The organism is Mycobacterium sp., assembly GCF_049647605.1.
In the GTDB taxonomy this organism is placed as follows: domain Bacteria; phylum Actinomycetota; class Actinomycetes; order Mycobacteriales; family Mycobacteriaceae; genus Mycobacterium.
In genome coordinates this window covers 23,768-40,815 of sequence record NZ_JBARXZ010000075.1, presented here as the reverse complement: position 1 = coordinate 40,815, position 17,048 = coordinate 23,768, and the positions used below count along the sequence as shown (strand labels likewise).

Annotated in this window: 17 protein-coding genes and 2 pseudogenes; 7 read left to right on the top strand and 12 right to left on the bottom strand. The window is 65.6% G+C overall.

Translation table 11 applies throughout. The annotated features are described in order from the left end of the window. The 7 genes and pseudogenes from WBB07_RS09655 to hemL all read right to left on the bottom strand — a co-directional run. Positions 1 to 274, bottom strand: a pseudogene (locus tag WBB07_RS09655) (hypothetical protein); the annotation flags it as partial. Then, positions 275 to 1,252: a c-type cytochrome biogenesis protein CcsB gene (ccsB, locus tag WBB07_RS09650; RefSeq protein WP_526307028.1), complete on the bottom strand. Its 978-nt coding sequence runs from the start codon at positions 1,250 to 1,252 to the stop codon at positions 275 to 277. It lies immediately after the preceding pseudogene. Then, positions 1,249 to 2,778, bottom strand: coding sequence for a cytochrome c biogenesis protein ResB (resB, locus tag WBB07_RS09645; RefSeq protein WP_526307026.1), 1,530 nt, complete (start codon positions 2,776 to 2,778; stop codon positions 1,249 to 1,251). Before resB ends, ccsB begins: the two co-directional genes overlap by 4 nt. 119 nt (positions 2,779 to 2,897) lie before the next feature. Continuing rightward, positions 2,898 to 3,674, bottom strand: coding sequence for a cytochrome c biogenesis CcdA family protein (locus WBB07_RS09640; RefSeq protein WP_526307024.1), 777 nt, complete (start codon positions 3,672 to 3,674; stop codon positions 2,898 to 2,900). After that, a complete protein-coding gene (locus WBB07_RS09635; RefSeq protein ID WP_526307022.1) occupies positions 3,671 to 4,252 on the bottom strand; it encodes a TlpA disulfide reductase family protein in 582 nt (193 codons plus the stop codon). Before WBB07_RS09635 ends, WBB07_RS09640 begins: the two co-directional genes overlap by 4 nt. Then, the gene (locus tag WBB07_RS09630) at positions 4,252 to 4,863 is read right to left on the bottom strand and encodes a histidine phosphatase family protein (RefSeq protein ID WP_526307020.1); all 612 of its coding nucleotides are present in this window, start codon (positions 4,861 to 4,863) and stop codon (positions 4,252 to 4,254) included. The genes WBB07_RS09635 and WBB07_RS09630 overlap by 1 nt, the downstream gene beginning before the upstream one ends. After that, on the bottom strand, positions 4,860 to 6,167 hold the full coding sequence (gene hemL / locus WBB07_RS09625; RefSeq protein WP_526307018.1) for a glutamate-1-semialdehyde 2,1-aminomutase: 1,308 nt from the start codon (positions 6,165 to 6,167) through the stop codon (positions 4,860 to 4,862). The genes WBB07_RS09630 and hemL overlap by 4 nt, the downstream gene beginning before the upstream one ends. 549 nt (positions 6,168 to 6,716) lie before the next feature. Between hemL and WBB07_RS09620 the strand changes: the two genes are divergently transcribed. The 5 genes and pseudogenes from WBB07_RS09620 to WBB07_RS09600 all read left to right on the top strand — a co-directional run bounded on the left by WBB07_RS09620 (position 6,717) and on the right by WBB07_RS09600 (position 8,370). Beyond that, positions 6,717 to 6,863, top strand: coding sequence for a hypothetical protein (locus WBB07_RS09620; RefSeq protein WP_526307016.1), 147 nt, complete (start codon positions 6,717 to 6,719; stop codon positions 6,861 to 6,863). A 39-nt stretch (positions 6,864 to 6,902) separates the two neighbouring features. Next, positions 6,903 to 7,346, top strand: coding sequence for a hydrogenase subunit MbhD domain-containing protein (locus tag WBB07_RS09615; RefSeq protein ID WP_526307014.1), 444 nt, complete (start codon positions 6,903 to 6,905; stop codon positions 7,344 to 7,346). A 91-nt stretch (positions 7,347 to 7,437) separates the two neighbouring features. Further along, positions 7,438 to 7,656: pseudogene (locus WBB07_RS09610) on the top strand (Na+/H+ antiporter subunit E); the annotation flags it as partial. Positions 7,657 to 7,774: 118 nt separating this feature from the next. After that, complete coding sequence (locus tag WBB07_RS09605; RefSeq protein ID WP_526307012.1) at positions 7,775 to 8,032, top strand: MrpF/PhaF family protein; 258 nt, start codon at positions 7,775 to 7,777, stop codon at positions 8,030 to 8,032. Then, positions 8,029 to 8,370, top strand: coding sequence for a cation:proton antiporter (locus WBB07_RS09600; protein WP_526307010.1), 342 nt, complete (start codon positions 8,029 to 8,031; stop codon positions 8,368 to 8,370). The genes WBB07_RS09605 and WBB07_RS09600 overlap by 4 nt, the downstream gene beginning before the upstream one ends. Before the next feature lie 32 nt (positions 8,371 to 8,402). Here WBB07_RS09600 and WBB07_RS09595 read toward each other — a convergent pair whose 3' ends face one another. The 5 genes from WBB07_RS09595 to WBB07_RS09575 form a co-directional block, all read right to left on the bottom strand. Next, positions 8,403 to 9,155 (bottom strand): 3-hydroxyacyl-CoA dehydrogenase, encoded by a 753-nt coding sequence (locus tag WBB07_RS09595; protein ID WP_526307008.1) that lies wholly within the window; start codon positions 9,153 to 9,155, stop codon positions 8,403 to 8,405. A gap of 61 nt (positions 9,156 to 9,216) precedes the next feature. Further along, complete coding sequence (locus tag WBB07_RS09590; RefSeq protein ID WP_526307006.1) at positions 9,217 to 10,302, bottom strand: CaiB/BaiF CoA transferase family protein; 1,086 nt, start codon at positions 10,300 to 10,302, stop codon at positions 9,217 to 9,219. Between the two features lie 55 nt (positions 10,303 to 10,357). Further along, entirely contained in the window at positions 10,358 to 11,914 is a 1,557-nt protein-coding gene (locus WBB07_RS09585; RefSeq protein WP_526307004.1) for an aldehyde dehydrogenase family protein, read from the bottom strand. A 21-nt stretch (positions 11,915 to 11,935) separates the two neighbouring features. After that, positions 11,936 to 13,111 (bottom strand): acyl-CoA dehydrogenase family protein, encoded by a 1,176-nt coding sequence (locus WBB07_RS09580; RefSeq protein WP_526307002.1) that lies wholly within the window; start codon positions 13,109 to 13,111, stop codon positions 11,936 to 11,938. 56 nt (positions 13,112 to 13,167) lie between these two features. After that, positions 13,168 to 13,920 carry an SDR family NAD(P)-dependent oxidoreductase gene (locus WBB07_RS09575; protein ID WP_526307000.1) on the bottom strand — a complete coding sequence of 251 codons (753 nt, stop codon included), beginning with the start codon at positions 13,918 to 13,920 and terminating at the stop codon, positions 13,168 to 13,170. Positions 13,921 to 14,189: 269 nt separating this feature from the next. Between WBB07_RS09575 and WBB07_RS09570 the strand changes: the two genes are divergently transcribed. Together WBB07_RS09570 and WBB07_RS09565 are read left to right on the top strand one after the other, a co-directional pair. After that, on the top strand, positions 14,190 to 15,845 hold the full coding sequence (locus WBB07_RS09570) for an AMP-binding protein (protein ID WP_526306998.1): 1,656 nt from the start codon (positions 14,190 to 14,192) through the stop codon (positions 15,843 to 15,845). Between the two features lie 9 nt (positions 15,846 to 15,854). Beyond that, positions 15,855 to 17,033: a thiolase family protein gene (locus WBB07_RS09565; RefSeq protein WP_526306996.1), complete on the top strand. Its 1,179-nt coding sequence runs from the start codon at positions 15,855 to 15,857 to the stop codon at positions 17,031 to 17,033. Positions 17,034 to 17,048: the final 15 nt, after the last annotated feature.

Below are 17,048 nucleotides of genomic sequence, written 5' to 3'. Positions count from 1 at the left end.
GCGGTGGTGTCCAGCGCGGCGGCGGCGGTGTTGCCGGCGGGGTCGGCGGCAGCGCGGACGGCTGGCTGAACCGTTGTTCGGACCGGAACCCGCTCAGCGGCCGCGGTGGGCTGTCGCTGAGCGCGGGCATGCCGTACCCAGGGGTGTGGAACTCGGCGTACTCAGAATGCTCTGCCTCGCGTTCCGGCGTCTCGTGAACCGGCTCGTGCTGCTGCTCGGCAGTGTCGTCCCCGGTCTCGCTGCGGCCGTGTCGGCCTTCGGGTTGGTCGGACACTCAGCTCACCCCCGCGTACGAATGCAGGCCCACGGTCACCAGGTTGATGAAGAACAGGTTGAAGACCATCGCGATGAACCCGACGATGTTGATCCAGGCGGCCTTGCGGTCACGCCAGCCGGCCGTCGAGCGAGCATGCAGATATGCGGCGTATACCACCCAGGCGATGAACGACACCGTCTCCTTCGGATCCCAGCCCCAGTACCGACCCCAGGCCTCCTCGGCCCAGATGGCGCCGAAGATGACGCCGAACCCGAAGATCGGGAACGCGAAGATGGTCGTGCGGTAGGCGATCCGGTCCAGAGTCTGGGCGTCGGGAAGCCGGGCGATCACCCGCGCCACCGGACCGTCCGCACCCGGCTGCCCGAACCGCGACATCTTCATCAGGAACAGGATGCTGGCCACACCGGCAACCAGGAACACCCCGGAGCCGAGGCTGACCACCGAGACGTGGATCGGCAGCCAGTAGGACTGCAGCGCCGGCATCACCGGGGCGGCGTGGGTGTAGAGCCACTTGCCGGACACGGTCAGCAGGATGAGTGTGGGAATGAGAACAAAGACCCACAGCGAGCGGTACTGCGGTCGGCGCAACACCACCGCGGCGGCCACCAGGCCGCACCAGGCGGTGAGGTTGATGAACTCGTACATGTTGCCCCACGGCACCCGGGACGTGGACAGACCGCGCAACACGATGCAGGCCAGCAGCGCGGCGATCCCGACGTACACCAGCGCAACCCCGGCGCGGCCGATGCGGTCATCCGCCGAACGTCTGGGGGCATCGGCCACGACGCCGGGCTGATCGCTGTCCGCGGTCACCCCTGCGGCCATCACGAGCTCACGCTCGGTGACCTTGCGGCTGCGGGTGTAGGCCAGTTCGACGGCCAACAGCATCAGCGCGACGACCAGCACCAACACCGATGATGTGAATGCCCAGTCGGAGTATTGGGCCAATTCGATATCGACGTGGTCGGGGTTCATCGCACCTTCTCTCTGGACGAAGCCGGGGTAGCCCCGCCGGCGGCCAGCAGCCGCTCCGTCAACTTCTCGAACTCATCGCCCCAGCCGGAGTTGTCGGACCGCGCCAAGCCGCCCAGCTCGAGGTTCACGGTACCGTTTGTGCTGGCCGGAGTAATCCGCACCCAAATCCGGCGGCGCCGGATCACCAGCGACACCAGCAGCCCCGCCATCATCGTCATGGCGAACACCAGGACCCAGATCTGGCCCGGGTCGTGCGACACCTGCAGGTTCACGAACGGCGTTGCACCGTCGAACCGGACCGTCGTTCCGTCGGAGAGGCGGACGTCCTCACCGACCGTCAGGTTCACCCGTTCCTCACGGGTCAACCGCCCCTGGTCGATCAGACGGGGATCGAGGTCGAACAGTGATTGCGGTCGACCGGTGTCCAGGCCGGTGTCACCCCGGTAGATGTCCACCGCCACGGCCGGATCGTTGAGCGCGGGAAAGCTCGACGACAGCAGGGAGCCGTGGAGTAGAGCGGTCGGCGCGAACAGGCCCTGGATGGCGATCTGGTGGTTGCGCCGCTCGTCGGCGTCCGGATACATCCCGGCCGGCGGGTCGATACGCATCACGCCCGAGGACAGCATCGTCTGCAAGTCGTTGGGCACCCACTGGATGGTCTGCGTCCGCGTCTGCCCATCCGGGAATGTGACCGTGAAGGTGGGCGCGTAGCCGTGGCCCTGGAGGTAGACCCGGTCGGTGGCCACCCGCAGCGGGTGGTTGACCCGCAGCTCGTAGGGGCGCCAGGTGTTGGAGTCGAGGTCCTCGCCGGCCTGGTAGTCGATGTCGGCGGTGAAATCGTTGGCGGAGCCGTTGGGCAGGAACTCCGCTTCGAAATCGTTGACCCGGATGCAGATCGGGTACAGCGAGGTCCCGTCGATGGTGTTGCCGGCCCGGAAGGAGTCGAACGCGGCCGGCGATGCCGAGCAGAACCCCGGCCCGCCGTTGGCGATCACGATGACTTGACCCTCGTAGCCGAACAGCTTGCCCACCGCCACGGCCAGCAACAGGCCGATCAGTGAGAAGTGGAACACCAGGTTGCCGAACTCGCGCAGATAACCCTTCTCCGCGGAGATTTCCGTCGAATCGCCGTCGGTGCGCACAGTTTTGCGCCAGCCCCGCAGCTGCCCCGTCAGGGTTTCGGCGAGCTTGTCCGGCTCGGCTTGCACCGTCGCGGAATGGTGTTTGGGCAACCGCCCCAGGTTGCGGGGAGCCGGCACCGGGGTGGCGCGCAGGCTGCGGGCGTGTTCGATCATCCGCGGGGTGAGGCAGCCGACCAGCGAGACGAACAGCAGCACGTAGATCGCGGTGAACCAGAAGCTGGAGAACACGTCGAAGAACTGGAACCGGTCCAGCCACGGGCCGAGGGTCGGATGCTGCGCCAGGTACTCGTCGACCTTGCTGGCATTGAGGCTGCGCTGCGGAACCATGGCGCCGGGAACAGCTCCCAGCGCCAGCAGGAACAACAGCACCAGCGCGGTCCCCATCGACGTCAGCGCGCGCCACGTGTTCCGAACCAGGGCGAGCAGACGCAAAAAGGGGTTCCTGCCGCGTGTTTTACCCGCGTTTGTGTCTGCTCGCGGAGTAGCAGTGGGGGTAGGAGTGGTCAAATCGGCAACCTCACGTCACTGACAAAAGCGTCCCGCACATAGGCCACGAAGTCCGCCCACCAGCCGGTGACCAACGCCACCCCGACCAAGATCATCAGCACGCCACCGATGATCTGGATGGTGCGGGTGTTGCGCCGCAGCCAGCCCAGGCCGCCGATCGCCCAGGTCGACCCGAACGCCAACACGACAAATGGAATCCCCAAACCGAGGCAGTAGGCGATCACCAGGGTGACCCCGCGGGCCACGCTGGCACCATCGGTGGCAGAGGCCACGGTGATGACCCCGGCCAGCGTCGGCCCCAGGCACGGCGTCCAGCCCAGCCCGAACACCGCACCGAGCAGCGGCGCGCCCGCCACCGAGGACAACTGCTTGGGAGTGAACCTGGCCTGCCGCTGCAACGCCGGGATGAACCCGATGAACGCCAGGCCCATGATGATGATCACCACACCGCCGACCCGCTGCAGCAGCACCTGATTGGTGATCAGGCTGGTGGTCATGCCGAGCACCGCGACGGTGCCCAGGATGAACACCGCGGTGAACCCGGCCACGAACAGCAGCGCCGAACCGGCGACCCGCAGCTTCGACTTCGTCTTCACCCCGGCTGTCCCGGGGCCGGTTTCGTCCACCCCGACCACCGCCGCCAGATACGACAGATAACCGGGTACCAGCGGCACCACACACGGCGACGCGAAGGACACCAGACCGGCGAGCACACACGCCCCCAGAGCCAGCAGCAGCGGCCCGGTGGCGGCGAGTTCGGTGAAGCCGGTCACTCCTTGGTCAGCCGTTCAACGACGGGTTGAAGGTCTTCGGTCAACAGCTCACGCAGGAACACCGCGGCCACCCGATGCTGACGGTCCAACACGATGGTCGACGGGATGACCGTCGTCGGGTACCGGCCGCCGAACGCGATCATGGTGCGCATCGACGGGTCGTAGATCGAGGGGAACGTGATGCCGCGGTCTTTGATGAAATCGATCGCGGCATCCCGGTTGTTGTCGCGGACGTCGATGCCCAGGAATGCGACCCCACTGTCTCGGGTGGCGTCATAGACCTGTTGCAGATGCGGCATCTCCGAGCGGCAGGGCGCACACCACTGGCCCCAGACGTTGATGACGACCACATCGCCGGCAAAGTCATCCAGCGACAGCGTCTTGTCGGGGTCCATCAGATCGGGACCGCTCAGCGGGCCCGGCTTGCCCCGCTCGTGCGGTGGGTCGTAGAAGATGTCGGTCTGCCCGCCCGGGGCGACGAACTCGAAGGTGCCCCCCTGCGCCACCGCGTCGTCCCCGGTCGAGCATCCAGTGAGTGCGAGCAGCAGCACGCACCCGAGGACCAGCAACCGACGCATCACAGGTGTCCGGCCGGCTCCGCGTAACCCCAGCCGACCAGGCGGTCGTCGTCGAAGGTGAACGACGTCACCGAGGCCAGGTTGCACATCCGGGCGCCCTTGGTGGGCAGGTGGGCCAACCGCTTGCCCGTCATCGCCCGGCGCAACGTCTCCACCGGGAGCTGGTGACTGACGCAGACGGCCTCGTGGCCGGCCGCGACGGCGCGAGCCCGGTGCACCGCGGCGATCATCCGCGGCGCCACCTCCTTGTACGGCTCCCCCCACGACGGTTTGAGTGGATTGCGCAGCAGCGGCCAGTTGCGCGGGTCACGCAGGGCGCCATCCCCCGGCGCCACCCGCTGCCCTTCGAAGACGTTCCACGACTCGATGAGATCGGCGTCGGTGTTGATGTCGAGCCCGTGACGGGTCGCGGTGGCGGCCGCCGTCTCCTGGGCCCGCTCCAGCGGAGAGGCCACCACATGAGTGATGTCGTGGTCGGCCAGCCAGTCGGCGACGGCGGCGGCCTGCGCCCGCCCCCGGTCCGAGAGGTGATAGTCCGGCAACCGCCCGTAGAGGACCTTCTCGGGGTTGTGCACCTCACCGTGCCGGAGGACATGCACCGTGGTCTTCACGCGTCGGGGCCTTCGGCTGTCGCGGCCGCCCGAGCGGCCTTCGGCAGGGCGGCGGCGATCCGCTCGAAGGCGGCGTCGTCGAGCGCCGCTGAGACGAACCAGGTTTCGTAGGCGCTGCACGGCGGGTAGACGCCGGCGTCCAGCAGCGCGTGGAAGAACGGCGGGAACCGCCAGGTCTGGGTGGCCCGGGCCGACGCAAAATCGGCGACCGGCGTGTCGGTGAAGAAGACACCGAGCATGTTGCCGGCGCGCTGGATGGTGTGTGGCACGGATTCTCTGGCCAGCGCTTCCGTCAGCAGCCCATCGAGCCGGTCGGCGTTGGCGTTCAACCGCGCGTAGGCGGCGTCGTCGGCATTGCGCAGCGTCGCCAACCCCGCCGCCATGGCCACCGGGTTCCCGGACAACGTGCCCGCCTGATACACCGGGCCCAGCGGGGCCAGGCGCTCCATCACCTCGGCGCGGCCGCCGAACGCCGCGGCGGGCAGGCCGCCGCTCATCACCTTGCCGAAGGTGAAGAGGTCGGCGTCGACAGGATCGAGCCCGTACCAACCGCTGCGGCTGACGCGGAAGCCCGTCATCACCTCGTCGAGGATCAGCAGCGCACCGTGCTCGGCGGTGATGCGGCGCAGCGCCGCGTTGTAGCCGGGCGCCGGCGGGACGGTGCCCATGTTGCCGGGGCTGGCCTCGGTGATGACCGCGGCGATCTGGTCCCCCACCTCGGCGAAGGCCTGCTCGACGGCGGCGACGTCGTTGTAGGGCAGCACGATGGTGTCGGCGGCGGTAGCGCCGGTGACCCCGGGCGACGACGGCAGTCCCAGCGTGGCGACCCCGGAGCCCGCGTCGGCCAGCAGCGCGTCGACATGGCCGTGATAGCAACCGGAGAATTTGATGATCTTGGGCCGGCCGGTGAAGCCGCGGGCCAGTCGGACCGCACTCATGGTGGCCTCGGTCCCCGAGTTGACCAGCCGCACCCGCTCGACCGGTGCCACCCGGTTGATGATCTCGTGCGCCAGCTCCGACTCGCACGGGGTCGGCGCACCGAAGCTCAGTCCGTGCTGGGCGGCTTCGGTGACGGCCGCCACAACGGCCGGGTGGGCATGGCCGAGGATCATCGGCCCCCAGGAGCACACCAGGTCGACGTAGGTGTTGCCGTCGGCGTCGGTGAGTTCGTAGCCCTGACCTTTGACCAGGAAGCGCGGTGTGCCGCCTACGGAGCTGAAGGCGCGAACCGGCGAGTTCACTCCGCCCGGGATCACCGCGCAGGCATCAGAGAAGAGCTGGGCGGACCGCTCGGTACTGCTCATGACCACCAGTGTCCCAGTTCCGTCCAAATCGTCCACTACAGGGTGTAGTGGACGAAGGTCACGGGCCCATCTTCGTGAGTTCGGCGGGTTCAGAGAGCGTTTGTATGCTCAGGCGGTGTTCTCCACGAGCCGGCGTTGGTGCGCGGCGTTTCAGCCCTCTCGGCTGCTGCCTCACCCGGCACGAATGGATGCACCTCCACGTGGGGTGCCAACCTTGCCGATACGCCGCCTTCACCCAGGCCTATGTGAGCGTCGATCTGCGATCATCTAACGCTTGGCGAGGATGACCTGTGCGCGATCGAGGACGTTGCGCCGGGTCATTCCAGGTTGAAGTGGGTCGTTGCTGGTTGTCCTGATATCGGCGGTTGTTGTGACGTGCGTGGCAGCGTCACCCGTGAGCCGCCTCTGCGGCCGTAACGCCGGCTGAATACTGGCGCTGCCACTGGTCGGCGCTGCTGCCTTGGCGCCTTCGGTCTGGTTTTCGGCGTCGCGCCATTCCTTCTGGACGCGCTGACGTCGGCGTCGGCGTCCGCATCGGCAGGGACCGTGGTGCCCGCGCATCTGACGCTGTGGCACGGTTTCAACATTCCGCTGGCGATTTCGGCGGTGGTGATCGGATCGGGAATCGCGCTGATCCTGGCCCGGCATCATGTTCACCGGTTCCTCGGCCCGCCAGCGTGCCCGTGTCCGGCTTGAGCGTGGTCGACGCCCTGCGGGCGGGTCTCATCACATTGGGTGAGTTCGTCGGATCGTGGACCCCCCGGGACCAGCCCACGCCGGCATCTGGCAGTTCCGACCGTGTGCCTGATCGCCATCGCCGCCGTCGCGGCCGTGACGATGGGCGGTGGATTGCCCGCGGTCGTCGGTGATCCGTCAAGACAACTCGACTGGCTGCTGCTCGTACTGGTCGCAGCCGGGGTGATCGCCGCCGTCCGCGCACAGTCCCGGATTGCGGCAATCGTGGTGACCGGAGTGGTCGGTTTCGCGATGACGCTGTGGTTCTCTGTTCTGGGTGCCGCAGACGTGGCGCTGACCCAGCTGCTGGTGGAGATCCTCACGGTCTGTGTGATGGTGCTGCTGCTGCGGCGCTTGCCGCTTCAGTTCTCCCGCGAACGGATGGGGCGGCGACTGCCCGCCGCCTCGGACTCGGGTTGGGAGCCGAACTGTTGTTGTCACTGACGCAGACAGCCGCTCTCGGCATGCTGGATCCGACCAGCTATATCGAGGCGGTGCGGAACTCGTGATCTCCTGACTCACCTGGCCGTGGCGGTTCCTCGCCTTCCTCGCGTGGTTCGCCAAAGAAGTTGTCGTCTCCAACATCTCCGTGCTTCGCGACAACATCACCCCGGGGCAGAGTTCCACGCCCGGAATCACGCGGTTCCCGACCCGTTGCCGGACCGACACCGAGATCACGGTGCTCGCCGCGATCATCACCCTGACCCCGGGAACCCTGACACTGGGCACCGAAGAGGTCCGCGTCGGCAACTAACGCACGCACGTACTCTTCGTGCACAGCATGTACAGCGACAGTGCCGACGCGGTGCGGATCGAATTGCGCGACATGGAGACTCACATGCTCAAAGCCCTGCGGCGACAAGGAGGGCATGATGACCGCAATTGATCTCGGCATCATCATCGTCGGTTGCGCCTGCCTGGCCTCGACCTATCGAATGCTTGCCGGACCGACCGAAGCCGACCGGGTGGTCGCCGGTGACCTGCTGCTCTTCGGCATCGTCGGACTGATCGCGCTGTTCGGCGTGCGGATGGCCAGCCCGTACACCTTCGACATCCTCATGGTTGCGGCTCTGGTCGGATTTCTCGGAGCGCTCTCCTTGGCCCGCGCCCTCACCAGGGGTAAACGATGACCACCATCGCCGCCACGATCGGCAACATCACCACCGTGCTGGGTGCGCTGGTCTTCGCCACCGCCGCGGTCGGAGTCGTCCGGTTTCCCGATGCCTACACCCGCATCTCGGCAGTCGGCACCGCTGGAGGTGTCGGGATTGTCCTGGTGGTCGGGGGCGCCTTGCTCCAGCAACCCAACTTCGCCGATCTGGTCAAAGTCCTGTTGATCGTCGCTGTCCAATTGAGCAGGTCGGCGGTCGGCAGCATGGCCATTGCCCGCTCGGCCTACCTGTTTCGCACACCGGTGCTGAACCTACGGTTCGACGAACTGACCAGTCCGCCCGACAACAAGATCTGAACAGGCGCCCACTCGACTTCCGCGCTGATGACTCATCGGGGGGCCATTCGGATGGCGCCGTCAAGGCGGATCACTTCGCCGTTGAGCATCGGGTTCTCCACGATGTGAGTGGCCAGGGCACCGTACTCATCCGGATCGCCGAGACGCGCCGGATGCGGCACCTGCTTACCCAACGAGGCCTGGGCCTCCTCGGGCAACGACCCCAACAACGGGGTCTTGAACAACCCCGGGGCGATGGTCACCACCCGGATCAGGTTGCGCGACAGGTCGCGAGCAATCGGCAGGGTCATACCCACGACGCCACCCTTGGACGCCGAGTACGCGGCCTGCCCGATCTGACCGTCGAACGCGGCCACCGACGCAGTATTGATGATGACGCCACGCTCTTCACCGACAGGGTCGGTCTTGGCGATGCGCTCAGCAGCCAGCCGCAGCACGTTGAACGTGCCGATCAGGTTGACCTCGATGACCTTGCGGAATTCGTCGAGCGGGAACGGCCCGTCCTTGCCCAAGGTCTTGATGGCATTGCCGATACCCGCGCAGTTGACATTGATACGCACCGGGCCGAGCTCCTCGGTAATGTCCAGCGCAGCACTGACCGACTCGGGGTCGGTGACATTGGCTTCGACGAACCGTGCCCGGTCACCGAGCTCCTTGACGGCTTCCTCGCCCTTGAGGTCGATGACCACCACCGAGGCACCCCGATCCAACAGGCGCTTGGTGGTCGCCAAGCCCAAACCCGAAGCACCGCCGGTCACCACTGCTACCGCATCCTTGATTTCCACGGGTTTCCTTTCTGTCGTGTCTTTCTTCGCGGGATATGTGTCTGCGCGCCGAGTGATGCCGTCACTGCCAGTCGGCGAGGACCGTCTCCCAGCGGGTCGCCACGCTCGGTGGTGCGGTCGGCACCGCTGCCGGAGTGCGTGAGAACCGTGGTGCCGGAACAGGTTGCACACCATCGGCACCTGCGTCGTAGAAGGTTCCCCGGTGCAGGACGTGCGGTTCGGCGCCGACTTCGGCGAAGCTCAGCACAGGTGTCACACACGCATCCGTACCCGAGAAGACCTCAGCCCAGTGGTCGCGGTCGTGAGCCAGGAACGCATCGGTGAGAATCGCCTCGAGCTCCGGCCACCGAGCGGGATCCTCGCGGTCCGGCAACGCCCCAGCATCGAGCTCGAGGCCATGGAGCAGTTGCGCGTAGAACTGCGGTTCGATCGCACCGACTGCGACATAACGACCGTCCGCAGTCTCATAGGTGTCGTAATACGGCGCCCCGGTATCGAGCAAATTCACACCACGCTCATCCGACCACTGACCAGCGGCCCGGAACGCCCACATCATCTGCGCCAGCACACTCGAGCCGTCGATCATCGCCGCGTCGATCACCTGCCCCAGACCCGAGGTCTGCCGCTCCCACAACGCCGACAGGATGCCCAGCAGCAAGAACATCGATCCGCCGCCGAAGTCGCCGACCAGATTCAGCGGCGGCACCGGCCGCTGACCGTTGCGCCCCACCGCATGCAACAGGCCGTTGAGCGAGATGTAGTTGATGTCGTGACCGGCCTGTAGCGCACGCGGGCCGTCCTGGCCCCAGCCCGTCATCCGGCCGTAGATCAGCTGGTGGTTGATCTCAGCGCAGTCCTGCGGACCCAACCCCAGCCGTTCGGTGACACCTGGCCGGAAACCCTCGATCAGCACATCGGCCTTGACCACGAGCTTGAGTACGACGTCGCGGCCTTCGGTGGATTTCAGGTCTGCCACGACAATGCGGCGGTTACGCAGCATCGCATCGCGAGCCGGGGCCGGTCCTGTTGCCGGCCGCTCGATGCGGACGACATCAGCGCCGAGGTCACCGAGAATCATCGCGGCATGTGGTCCCGGCCCGATTCCGGCCAACTCGATGACACGCAGCCCCGCGAGTGGACCATTCATGTCGGATCAACCTCCCTTGATGTGGCCCCGGTTCGACGGCCGGGTTGACGAGGATCTAGTTGGATTCGGGCGGTGCGCCCAGAACCAGTCCGTACGCCCGGTTCTCGACACCGCCGGAGAGGTCGACAGTCACCGCTTTGTCCTGGGTGAACTCGTCCAGGGCGTCGGGGCCGAGCTCGCGCCCCGTGCCGCTCTGCTTGAAGCCGCCGAACGGAAGGAACTGAGATATGTTGTGCCAGTCGTTGATCCACACCGAGCCGGCTTCGAGCCGGTTTGCGATGTCGAGGGCGCGCTGAATGTCGCGGCTCCACACCCCGGCCGACAATCCGTACTCGGTGTCATTGGCCATGCTCACGGCCTCATCGACCGAGTCGTAGGTGAGGACCGAGAGCACGGGGCCGAAGATCTCCTCGCGAGCGATGCACATGGTGTTCTGCACTCCGGTGAACACCGTCGGCGCCACCCAGAAGCCCTTCTCGAAACCCTTGCCGGACGGCGTTTCACCGCCGACGACAATGGTTGCGCCGTCCTGTTTTCCGCTCTCGATGTAGCCCAGTATGCGATTCTGCTGGGTTTGATTCATCACCGGCCCGACGTCGGTCGCCGGGTCGAGCGGATCACCTTGCCTGAGGGTGCTGATCCGATCGACGAGCCGCTGCACGATCTCGTCTTTCATCGCCGACGGCACGAGTAGCCGGGTTCCCGACTCGCACGCCTGACCGGCGTGGAGCAGGAACGCATAGATCGATCCATCGATCGCGGCGTCGAGGTCCGCGTCGTCGAGAATGATGTTGGGCCCTTTGCCCCCGAGCTCCAGGAGTACCCGCTTGACGGTTCCCGCCGCGGTTGCCATCACCTTGCGCCCAGTGGCGGTGGAGCCGGTGAACGAGACCAACCGAACATCCGGGTGCGCGACGAGGTGGTCACCGACCGTGGGTCCGTCACCCACCACCACGTTGTAGGCGCCGTCGGGCAGACCGGCTTGGCGCAGCATCTCACCGAGTTCGAGCGCGAACGACGGAGTCTTCTCGTCGGTCTTGATGACAACGCTGTTGCCTGCGGCCAGCGCCGGAATCGATTTCCACACGGCGATCAGACCGGGAAAGTTCCACGGCACGATCCCCGCACAGACGCCGATCGGTTCCTTGCGGATGTGACCGGTATGCAGAACCTGACCGTTGATGGGGCCGGGCCGCTGCCACTCGTAGGAACGCGTGAGGCCGGCGTAGTGCTGGAGGTGGGCAAGTGGAAAGCCGACCGCGATTCCGGTGGAGGCCCGGATCGGGATACCGGTCTCCCGGGTGTTGGCGACGGCGAGTTCGTCCATCCGCGCGGACAGCATCTCCGACACTCGATCGAAGACTGCCGCACGCTCGCTGGGCGGGGTGTTGCGCCAGACCCCGTTCTCGAAGGTTCGTTTGGCTGCCGCGACAGCCGCATCCACGTGCTCGGTGGTGGCCTTGGCGACGGTCAGCGTCACCTCTTCGGTGGCGGGGTTGACGACTTCGTAGTGGTCTTCGGTGTCGACCCACTGCCCGCCGATGTACAGGCGGAAATGCGGCACCCCATCACGTTCGATCGCCGGGCCGGTCTGATTCAGTGCGGTTGTCATCATCTCTCCAGATCTCAGGCGTCAGATGGTGAAAGCATCGTCGTACTCGTAACCGCCGAGAAGCTGGCCGGCAGCAACGAGGTACTGAATGGTCGGTGTGCCTTCCTCCAGCCAGTTCAGTCGCGCGTCGCGGTACAGACGTTCGACGGGGTGAGCCCGGGTGTATCCGATTCCGCCGTGAATGAGCAGCGCCCGGTCGGTCACGCGACCGACCGCCTCGAGGCCGAACAGCTTGCACATGCTCGCCTCTGCCGGAATACGTTGTCCGCGATCCCATTTAGATGCACAATCGGCCAGCATGCCACGCAGCGCGTAGATGTCGGTAGCCATTTCGGCGAGATAGCGCTGAATTGCCTGACGTGATCCGATGGGCTTACCGAAGGTGACCCGCGACGTCGCATGGGCCAGTGACAGCTCCAGCGCACGTTCAGAGGTACCCAGGGAACTCGCGGCGATGAAGACCCTGCTGACCTCCAACGCTCGCTCCAGGTGCTCGTTACCCTCGCCTTCGCGGCCGATCAGCGCGGTCGCCGGTACGCGAACCGAATCCAGCGTGATACGACCGTGTTCGCCGCCCTTGCACCCCATGGTCTCGGGCAACGGGGTGATCGTCAGTCCGGGAGTGTGCCGTGGGGTCAGGAACGCAGAGACCGCGGTATCACCGGTTTTGGCGAACAGGATGAAGTGGCTGGCAATGTCCGAATTCGTGATCAGCCACTTCTCGCCCGTGAGCACGTACTCCTCGCCGTCGCGGCGGGCGATGCTGCCGAGATCAGCGCCCGTACCGTGACCGGGCTCGGTGAGACCGAAGGCGACCGACAGATCACCACGTGCGGCACCGGGGAGCACTGCCGCCTTCTGGTCGGCGTTGCCTATCTCGGACAACGCATGGGCAAATGAGTTGTGCACATGGACGATTACCCGCAGACCGCCCTGGATCTTGGCGAACTCGGCAATGATCGGCAGGTATTGGGCGATGGACAGCCCGCTGCCGCCATACTCCCGGGGTACCAGCAGGCCGAACGCGCCGATCCGCTTCAGTATCGGCAAGACGATATCGTTGGGAATCTGTTCATCGTTCTCGATCTGTTCCTCGAGCGGGTCGAGTTCGGTCCAGATGGCCGTGCAGATGCGCTCACGAAGTTGTTGGTAGTCAGCGTCGCTCAGGCCGACAGGAGATTCGATGGTGGTGGTCATTGCTGGCCTTTCATTGATGGAGGGCTGGTTGGTGGTGCGGCGAACAGACCGCCGAGCTATATCGACCAGCCGCCGTCAGCGACCAGAATCGAACCAGTACAGAAGGTGGCGTCCTCGCTGAGGAATACGGCAGCAGAAGCTATTTCGTCGGCAGTTCCGAATCGACCCAAGATCGTCGCCTGCTCGATACGAGCCCGCGCGCCGTCGGACACCTGGCTTGTCATATCGGTCTCGACGAACCCAGGAGCCAGAACATTGACTCGAATTCCTTCGCGTGCAACTTCTTTGGCCAGCGAGCGGGCGAATCCGATGGTCGCCGCCTTGGCACTGCCGTACGCGGTGTCACCTGCGGTTCCGATGATACCCACCACCGAAGAGACCACCACGACACTGGGTGAATCGCTCTTGCGCAGGTAGGGCAGGGCCGCTCGGGTGATCGCGGCGGTCCCGCGTAGGTTTCGCTCGATCACCCCCCACCATGCATCGGGGTCCATATCAGCCAGCAGCCCCCCGGACCACACACCGGCGTTGAGAATGATCGAGTCGATCGCCCCGAATTCGGCGACCGTGGCGTCCACGGCACTGCCCGCCGACGCGGGGTCACCAAGGTCGTAGGGCACCGCCGCGATGAGGCCGGGCGGGGCTTGCCTGGCCAGCTCCTGCACCTCATCGACCCCGGTCCGGTACGTACAAGCGACCCTACAGTTCCGGCGAGCCAACTGGGTCGCGATGGCCGCACCGATACCTCGAGATCCACCCGTCACAAGAACAACACGTTTGGCGTCTCCCGCCGATGGCTCCACTCGCATAGAAATAACCGTACCGATCAGTACAACTTTTGGCAAAGAACGCCACCGTCAACAGCATTTGTGCTATTCATGGAGCACCGGAACGAACAGTCCGCTTCCGCACAGTGATGTACCGTTTGGTACTCCAGCGGATCTTGCGCACGCCTGCCAGGCGGCATCGTCGAGCGTCGTGGACGTGCGGGAGGCGGCGACCGTATCCGGAGGCCACGCGTGGGTCGGCGCGTGGATCACACGTCGGCGGTGCAACGGAAACGGCAGGTGTAGAAAACATGAACCGGACAACCTCCGCGGGACGGGCAGTCGATGCGGTGTGGGATCGCGTGGAGGCGAATCTGGCCACCGATCCACGTGGCGACGATTTCAACACCGCCCATGAGGTGTGCAGCAGATACCGCAACGACCCCTGCCGTCTCGCGTTGACGGTGTATCACGAGAACGGTCACACAGAACGCTGGACCTACCAGGAGCTGGATCGCGCGGCCGCCAAAACGGCCAGGGTATTTGCCGACCTCGGCCTTCGTCGTGGTGATCGCGTAGCGGCCTTGTTGACCCGTCAGGTCGAGACCTGGATCACCGCCCTGGCGGCCTGGCGATCGGGGCTCGTTTATGTCCCTCTCTTTGGTGGCTTTGCCGCCGACGCCATCACGTTTCGGATGCGCGCGGCGAGCGCCAGGGCCGTCGTCGTCGACGCCTCCTTTCGTGCCGAGCTGGCCATCGCGCAGAGCGAGAGCTCACTGGACCTCATCACCGTTGTGGTGAACCGCAGGAACGCCGTGCCGAACACCGGCGCACAAGTGATCGACGACGACATCGACTTCTGGTCCGCGGTCGATGCAGCGGACGCGGACGGCCCGATCCGGCCCACCTCCATCGACGACACCGCGACACTGCTGTTCACCAGCGGGACCTCGGGGACACCAAAAGCCTGCGTGATGACCCACGCCGCTTTCGTTTCCGTCATACCTTTCGCCGAATCGGTGCTAGGGGTGCGAGAAGACAGTTCGGTGTTCACCACCGCCGATCCGGCTTGGGCTTTCGGGCTCTACACGGCGGGCGCGGCGCCGATGGCGCTGGGTGCCGCACGAGTGATGTACTCAGGCCGTTTCAAACCCGAGATCTGGCACCGCGTGCTCACCGACAGCAACGCCACCATTCTGGCCACAGCGCCGTCGGCCATCCGTCGGATGGCTGCCACGTTCGCCGATCTGGGCGCTCCACAGCGGCTCCGCACCGTGGCAGCGGCAGGCGAACCTCTGACCGCCGCTGTCGCCAATGACTGGATCGCCACCGGTGCACCGCTGCTACGCAACGGATACGGTCTGTCCGAGGTAGGCATGCTGCTCGGCGATGTCGACAGCCCGGGCGCGGAGATCACGCCCGGAATGCTCGCTCAGCCGATCCCGGGATTCGAGCCGTTGCTCGTCGTCGACGGCCGGCCGGTGGCCCGGGGTGAGCTGGGTCAGGTCGCCGTCCGACGCCCCCGGTACCAGATGTCGGCAGGCTACGAGGGTAGGCCCGACCTGTGGGCCTCCCGATGGCTCGACGATGCCTACGTCACCGAGGACGTGGCAGTGATCGACGCAGCCGGCCGGTGGATGATCCAAGGACGGTCCGACGACATGATCATCACGTCCGGACACAACGTCTCGCCCGTGGAGGTCGAGAACGCCCTACTCCGTCATCCCGCGGTCGCCGACGTCGCAGCCGTCACGCACACCGACCCCGCACTCGGTGACGTCGTGCGCGCGGTGGTCGTCAAAAACACGGAAGTGAGCGTCGAAACCGACCTCTTCGAAATGGAACTCAAAAATCTTGTCGCCCAACACGTCGGAAAGTACGCATGCCCCCGGGTCGTGTCCTATGCCAGGGAACTCCCCCGCACCGAGGTGGGGAAGTTGCGACGCTCGGCACTGCGCTCGAGCTGAGGAGACTTCATGAGAGATCTTCGTGACCCGGTGATCATCGACGTGGTCCGCACACCGACCGGCAAGGGGAAAACCGGCGGTGCACTGAGCCACATCCATCCGGTCTCGTTGTTGGCCGATGTGCTCGCAGCACTCGTCAACCGCAGCGGCATCGATCCCGCTCTCATCGATGACGTGATCGGCGGATGCGTCACCAAGTCCGGTGAGCAAGCGATCAACGTCACCCGATCCGCCGTGCTGGCCGCAGGATTTCCGTTCTCAGTACCCGCCACCACGGTGGATCGGCAATGCGGATCGAGCCAACAGGCGGTTTCCTTTGCTGCACAGGCGATCAAATCCGGTGCCGCCGACATCGTCATCGCATGCGGCGTCGAGTCGATGTCGCGAGTACCGATGCACTCGGACGCTCTGCAGGCCGACCATCTCGGTTCGCGCCTACGTCAGCGCTTCCCCACCGGCCTCATCGGGCAGGGCATCTCCGCCGAACTCATCTGCGCACGATGGGATCTCGACCGTGCCCGGCTGGATGCGTACGCCGCAGAGTCACATCGCAGGGCGATCGCGGCACGCGAGTCACTTGCAGGTGATCTGATCTCGCCGACGGAGGCACCGGATCTGCGCGATGACGAAACGGTGCGTGAGACGAGCACCACCGACGCTCTGGCCAGATTGTCACCGGCGTTCATCGGAGCGCCGGGCAGTGAGCGGTTCCCCGAAATCCGTTGCCACGTCACACCAGGAAACTCATCACCGCTCAGTGATGGCGCTGCAGGCGTGCTTCTCATGAGTGCGGCCCGCGCCAAGGAGTTGCACCTGACGCCGAGAGCGCGGGTTCACGAAACCGCGGTCATCGGTGATGATCCGATCCTCATGCTCATGGGAGTAGTGCCCGCGACCCACAAGGTGCTTCGACGGGCAGGGCTGTCGCTCGACGATATCGATCTGTTCGAGGTCAACGAGGCATTCGCCGCGGTAGCGCTGGCGTGGATGCAGGAGACGAACGTCGATCACGACCGCGTCAATGTCGCCGGTGGCGCCGTCGCTCTCGGACATCCTCTCGGTGCCAGTGGCGCACGGATCATGACCACGCTGGTGGGCATGCTGGAGAACACGAACGGCCGATACGGCTTGCAGACGATGTGCGAATGGGGCGGCATGGCCAACGCCACCGTGATCGAACGGCTCTGAACCGTGTGGTGATCA

Bases quoted from the DNA above. Each gene is read 5' to 3' on its own strand.
- ccsB (WP_526307028.1), bottom strand. From the start codon at position 1,252: ATGAACCCCGACCACGTCGATATCGAATTGGCCCAATACTCCGACTGG.
- resB (WP_526307026.1), bottom strand. From the start codon at position 2,778: ATGGGGACCGCGCTGGTGCTGTTGTTCCTGCTGGCGCTGGGAGCTGTT.
- WBB07_RS09635 (WP_526307022.1), bottom strand. From the start codon at position 4,252: ATGCGTCGGTTGCTGGTCCTCGGGTGCGTGCTGCTGCTCGCACTCACT.
- hemL (WP_526307018.1), bottom strand. From the start codon at position 6,167: ATGAGCAGTACCGAGCGGTCCGCCCAGCTCTTCTCTGATGCCTGCGCG.
- WBB07_RS09605 (WP_526307012.1), top strand. From the start codon at position 7,775: ATGACCGCAATTGATCTCGGCATCATCATCGTCGGTTGCGCCTGCCTG.
- WBB07_RS09600 (WP_526307010.1), top strand. From the start codon at position 8,029: ATGACCACCATCGCCGCCACGATCGGCAACATCACCACCGTGCTGGGT.
- WBB07_RS09590 (WP_526307006.1), bottom strand. From the start codon at position 10,302: ATGAATGGTCCACTCGCGGGGCTGCGTGTCATCGAGTTGGCCGGAATC.
- WBB07_RS09585 (WP_526307004.1), bottom strand. From the start codon at position 11,914: ATGACAACCGCACTGAATCAGACCGGCCCGGCGATCGAACGTGATGGG.
- WBB07_RS09580 (WP_526307002.1), bottom strand. From the start codon at position 13,111: ATGACCACCACCATCGAATCTCCTGTCGGCCTGAGCGACGCTGACTAC.
- WBB07_RS09575 (WP_526307000.1), bottom strand. From the start codon at position 13,920: ATGCGAGTGGAGCCATCGGCGGGAGACGCCAAACGTGTTGTTCTTGTG.
- WBB07_RS09570 (WP_526306998.1), top strand. From the start codon at position 14,190: ATGAACCGGACAACCTCCGCGGGACGGGCAGTCGATGCGGTGTGGGAT.
- WBB07_RS09565 (WP_526306996.1), top strand. From the start codon at position 15,855: ATGAGAGATCTTCGTGACCCGGTGATCATCGACGTGGTCCGCACACCG.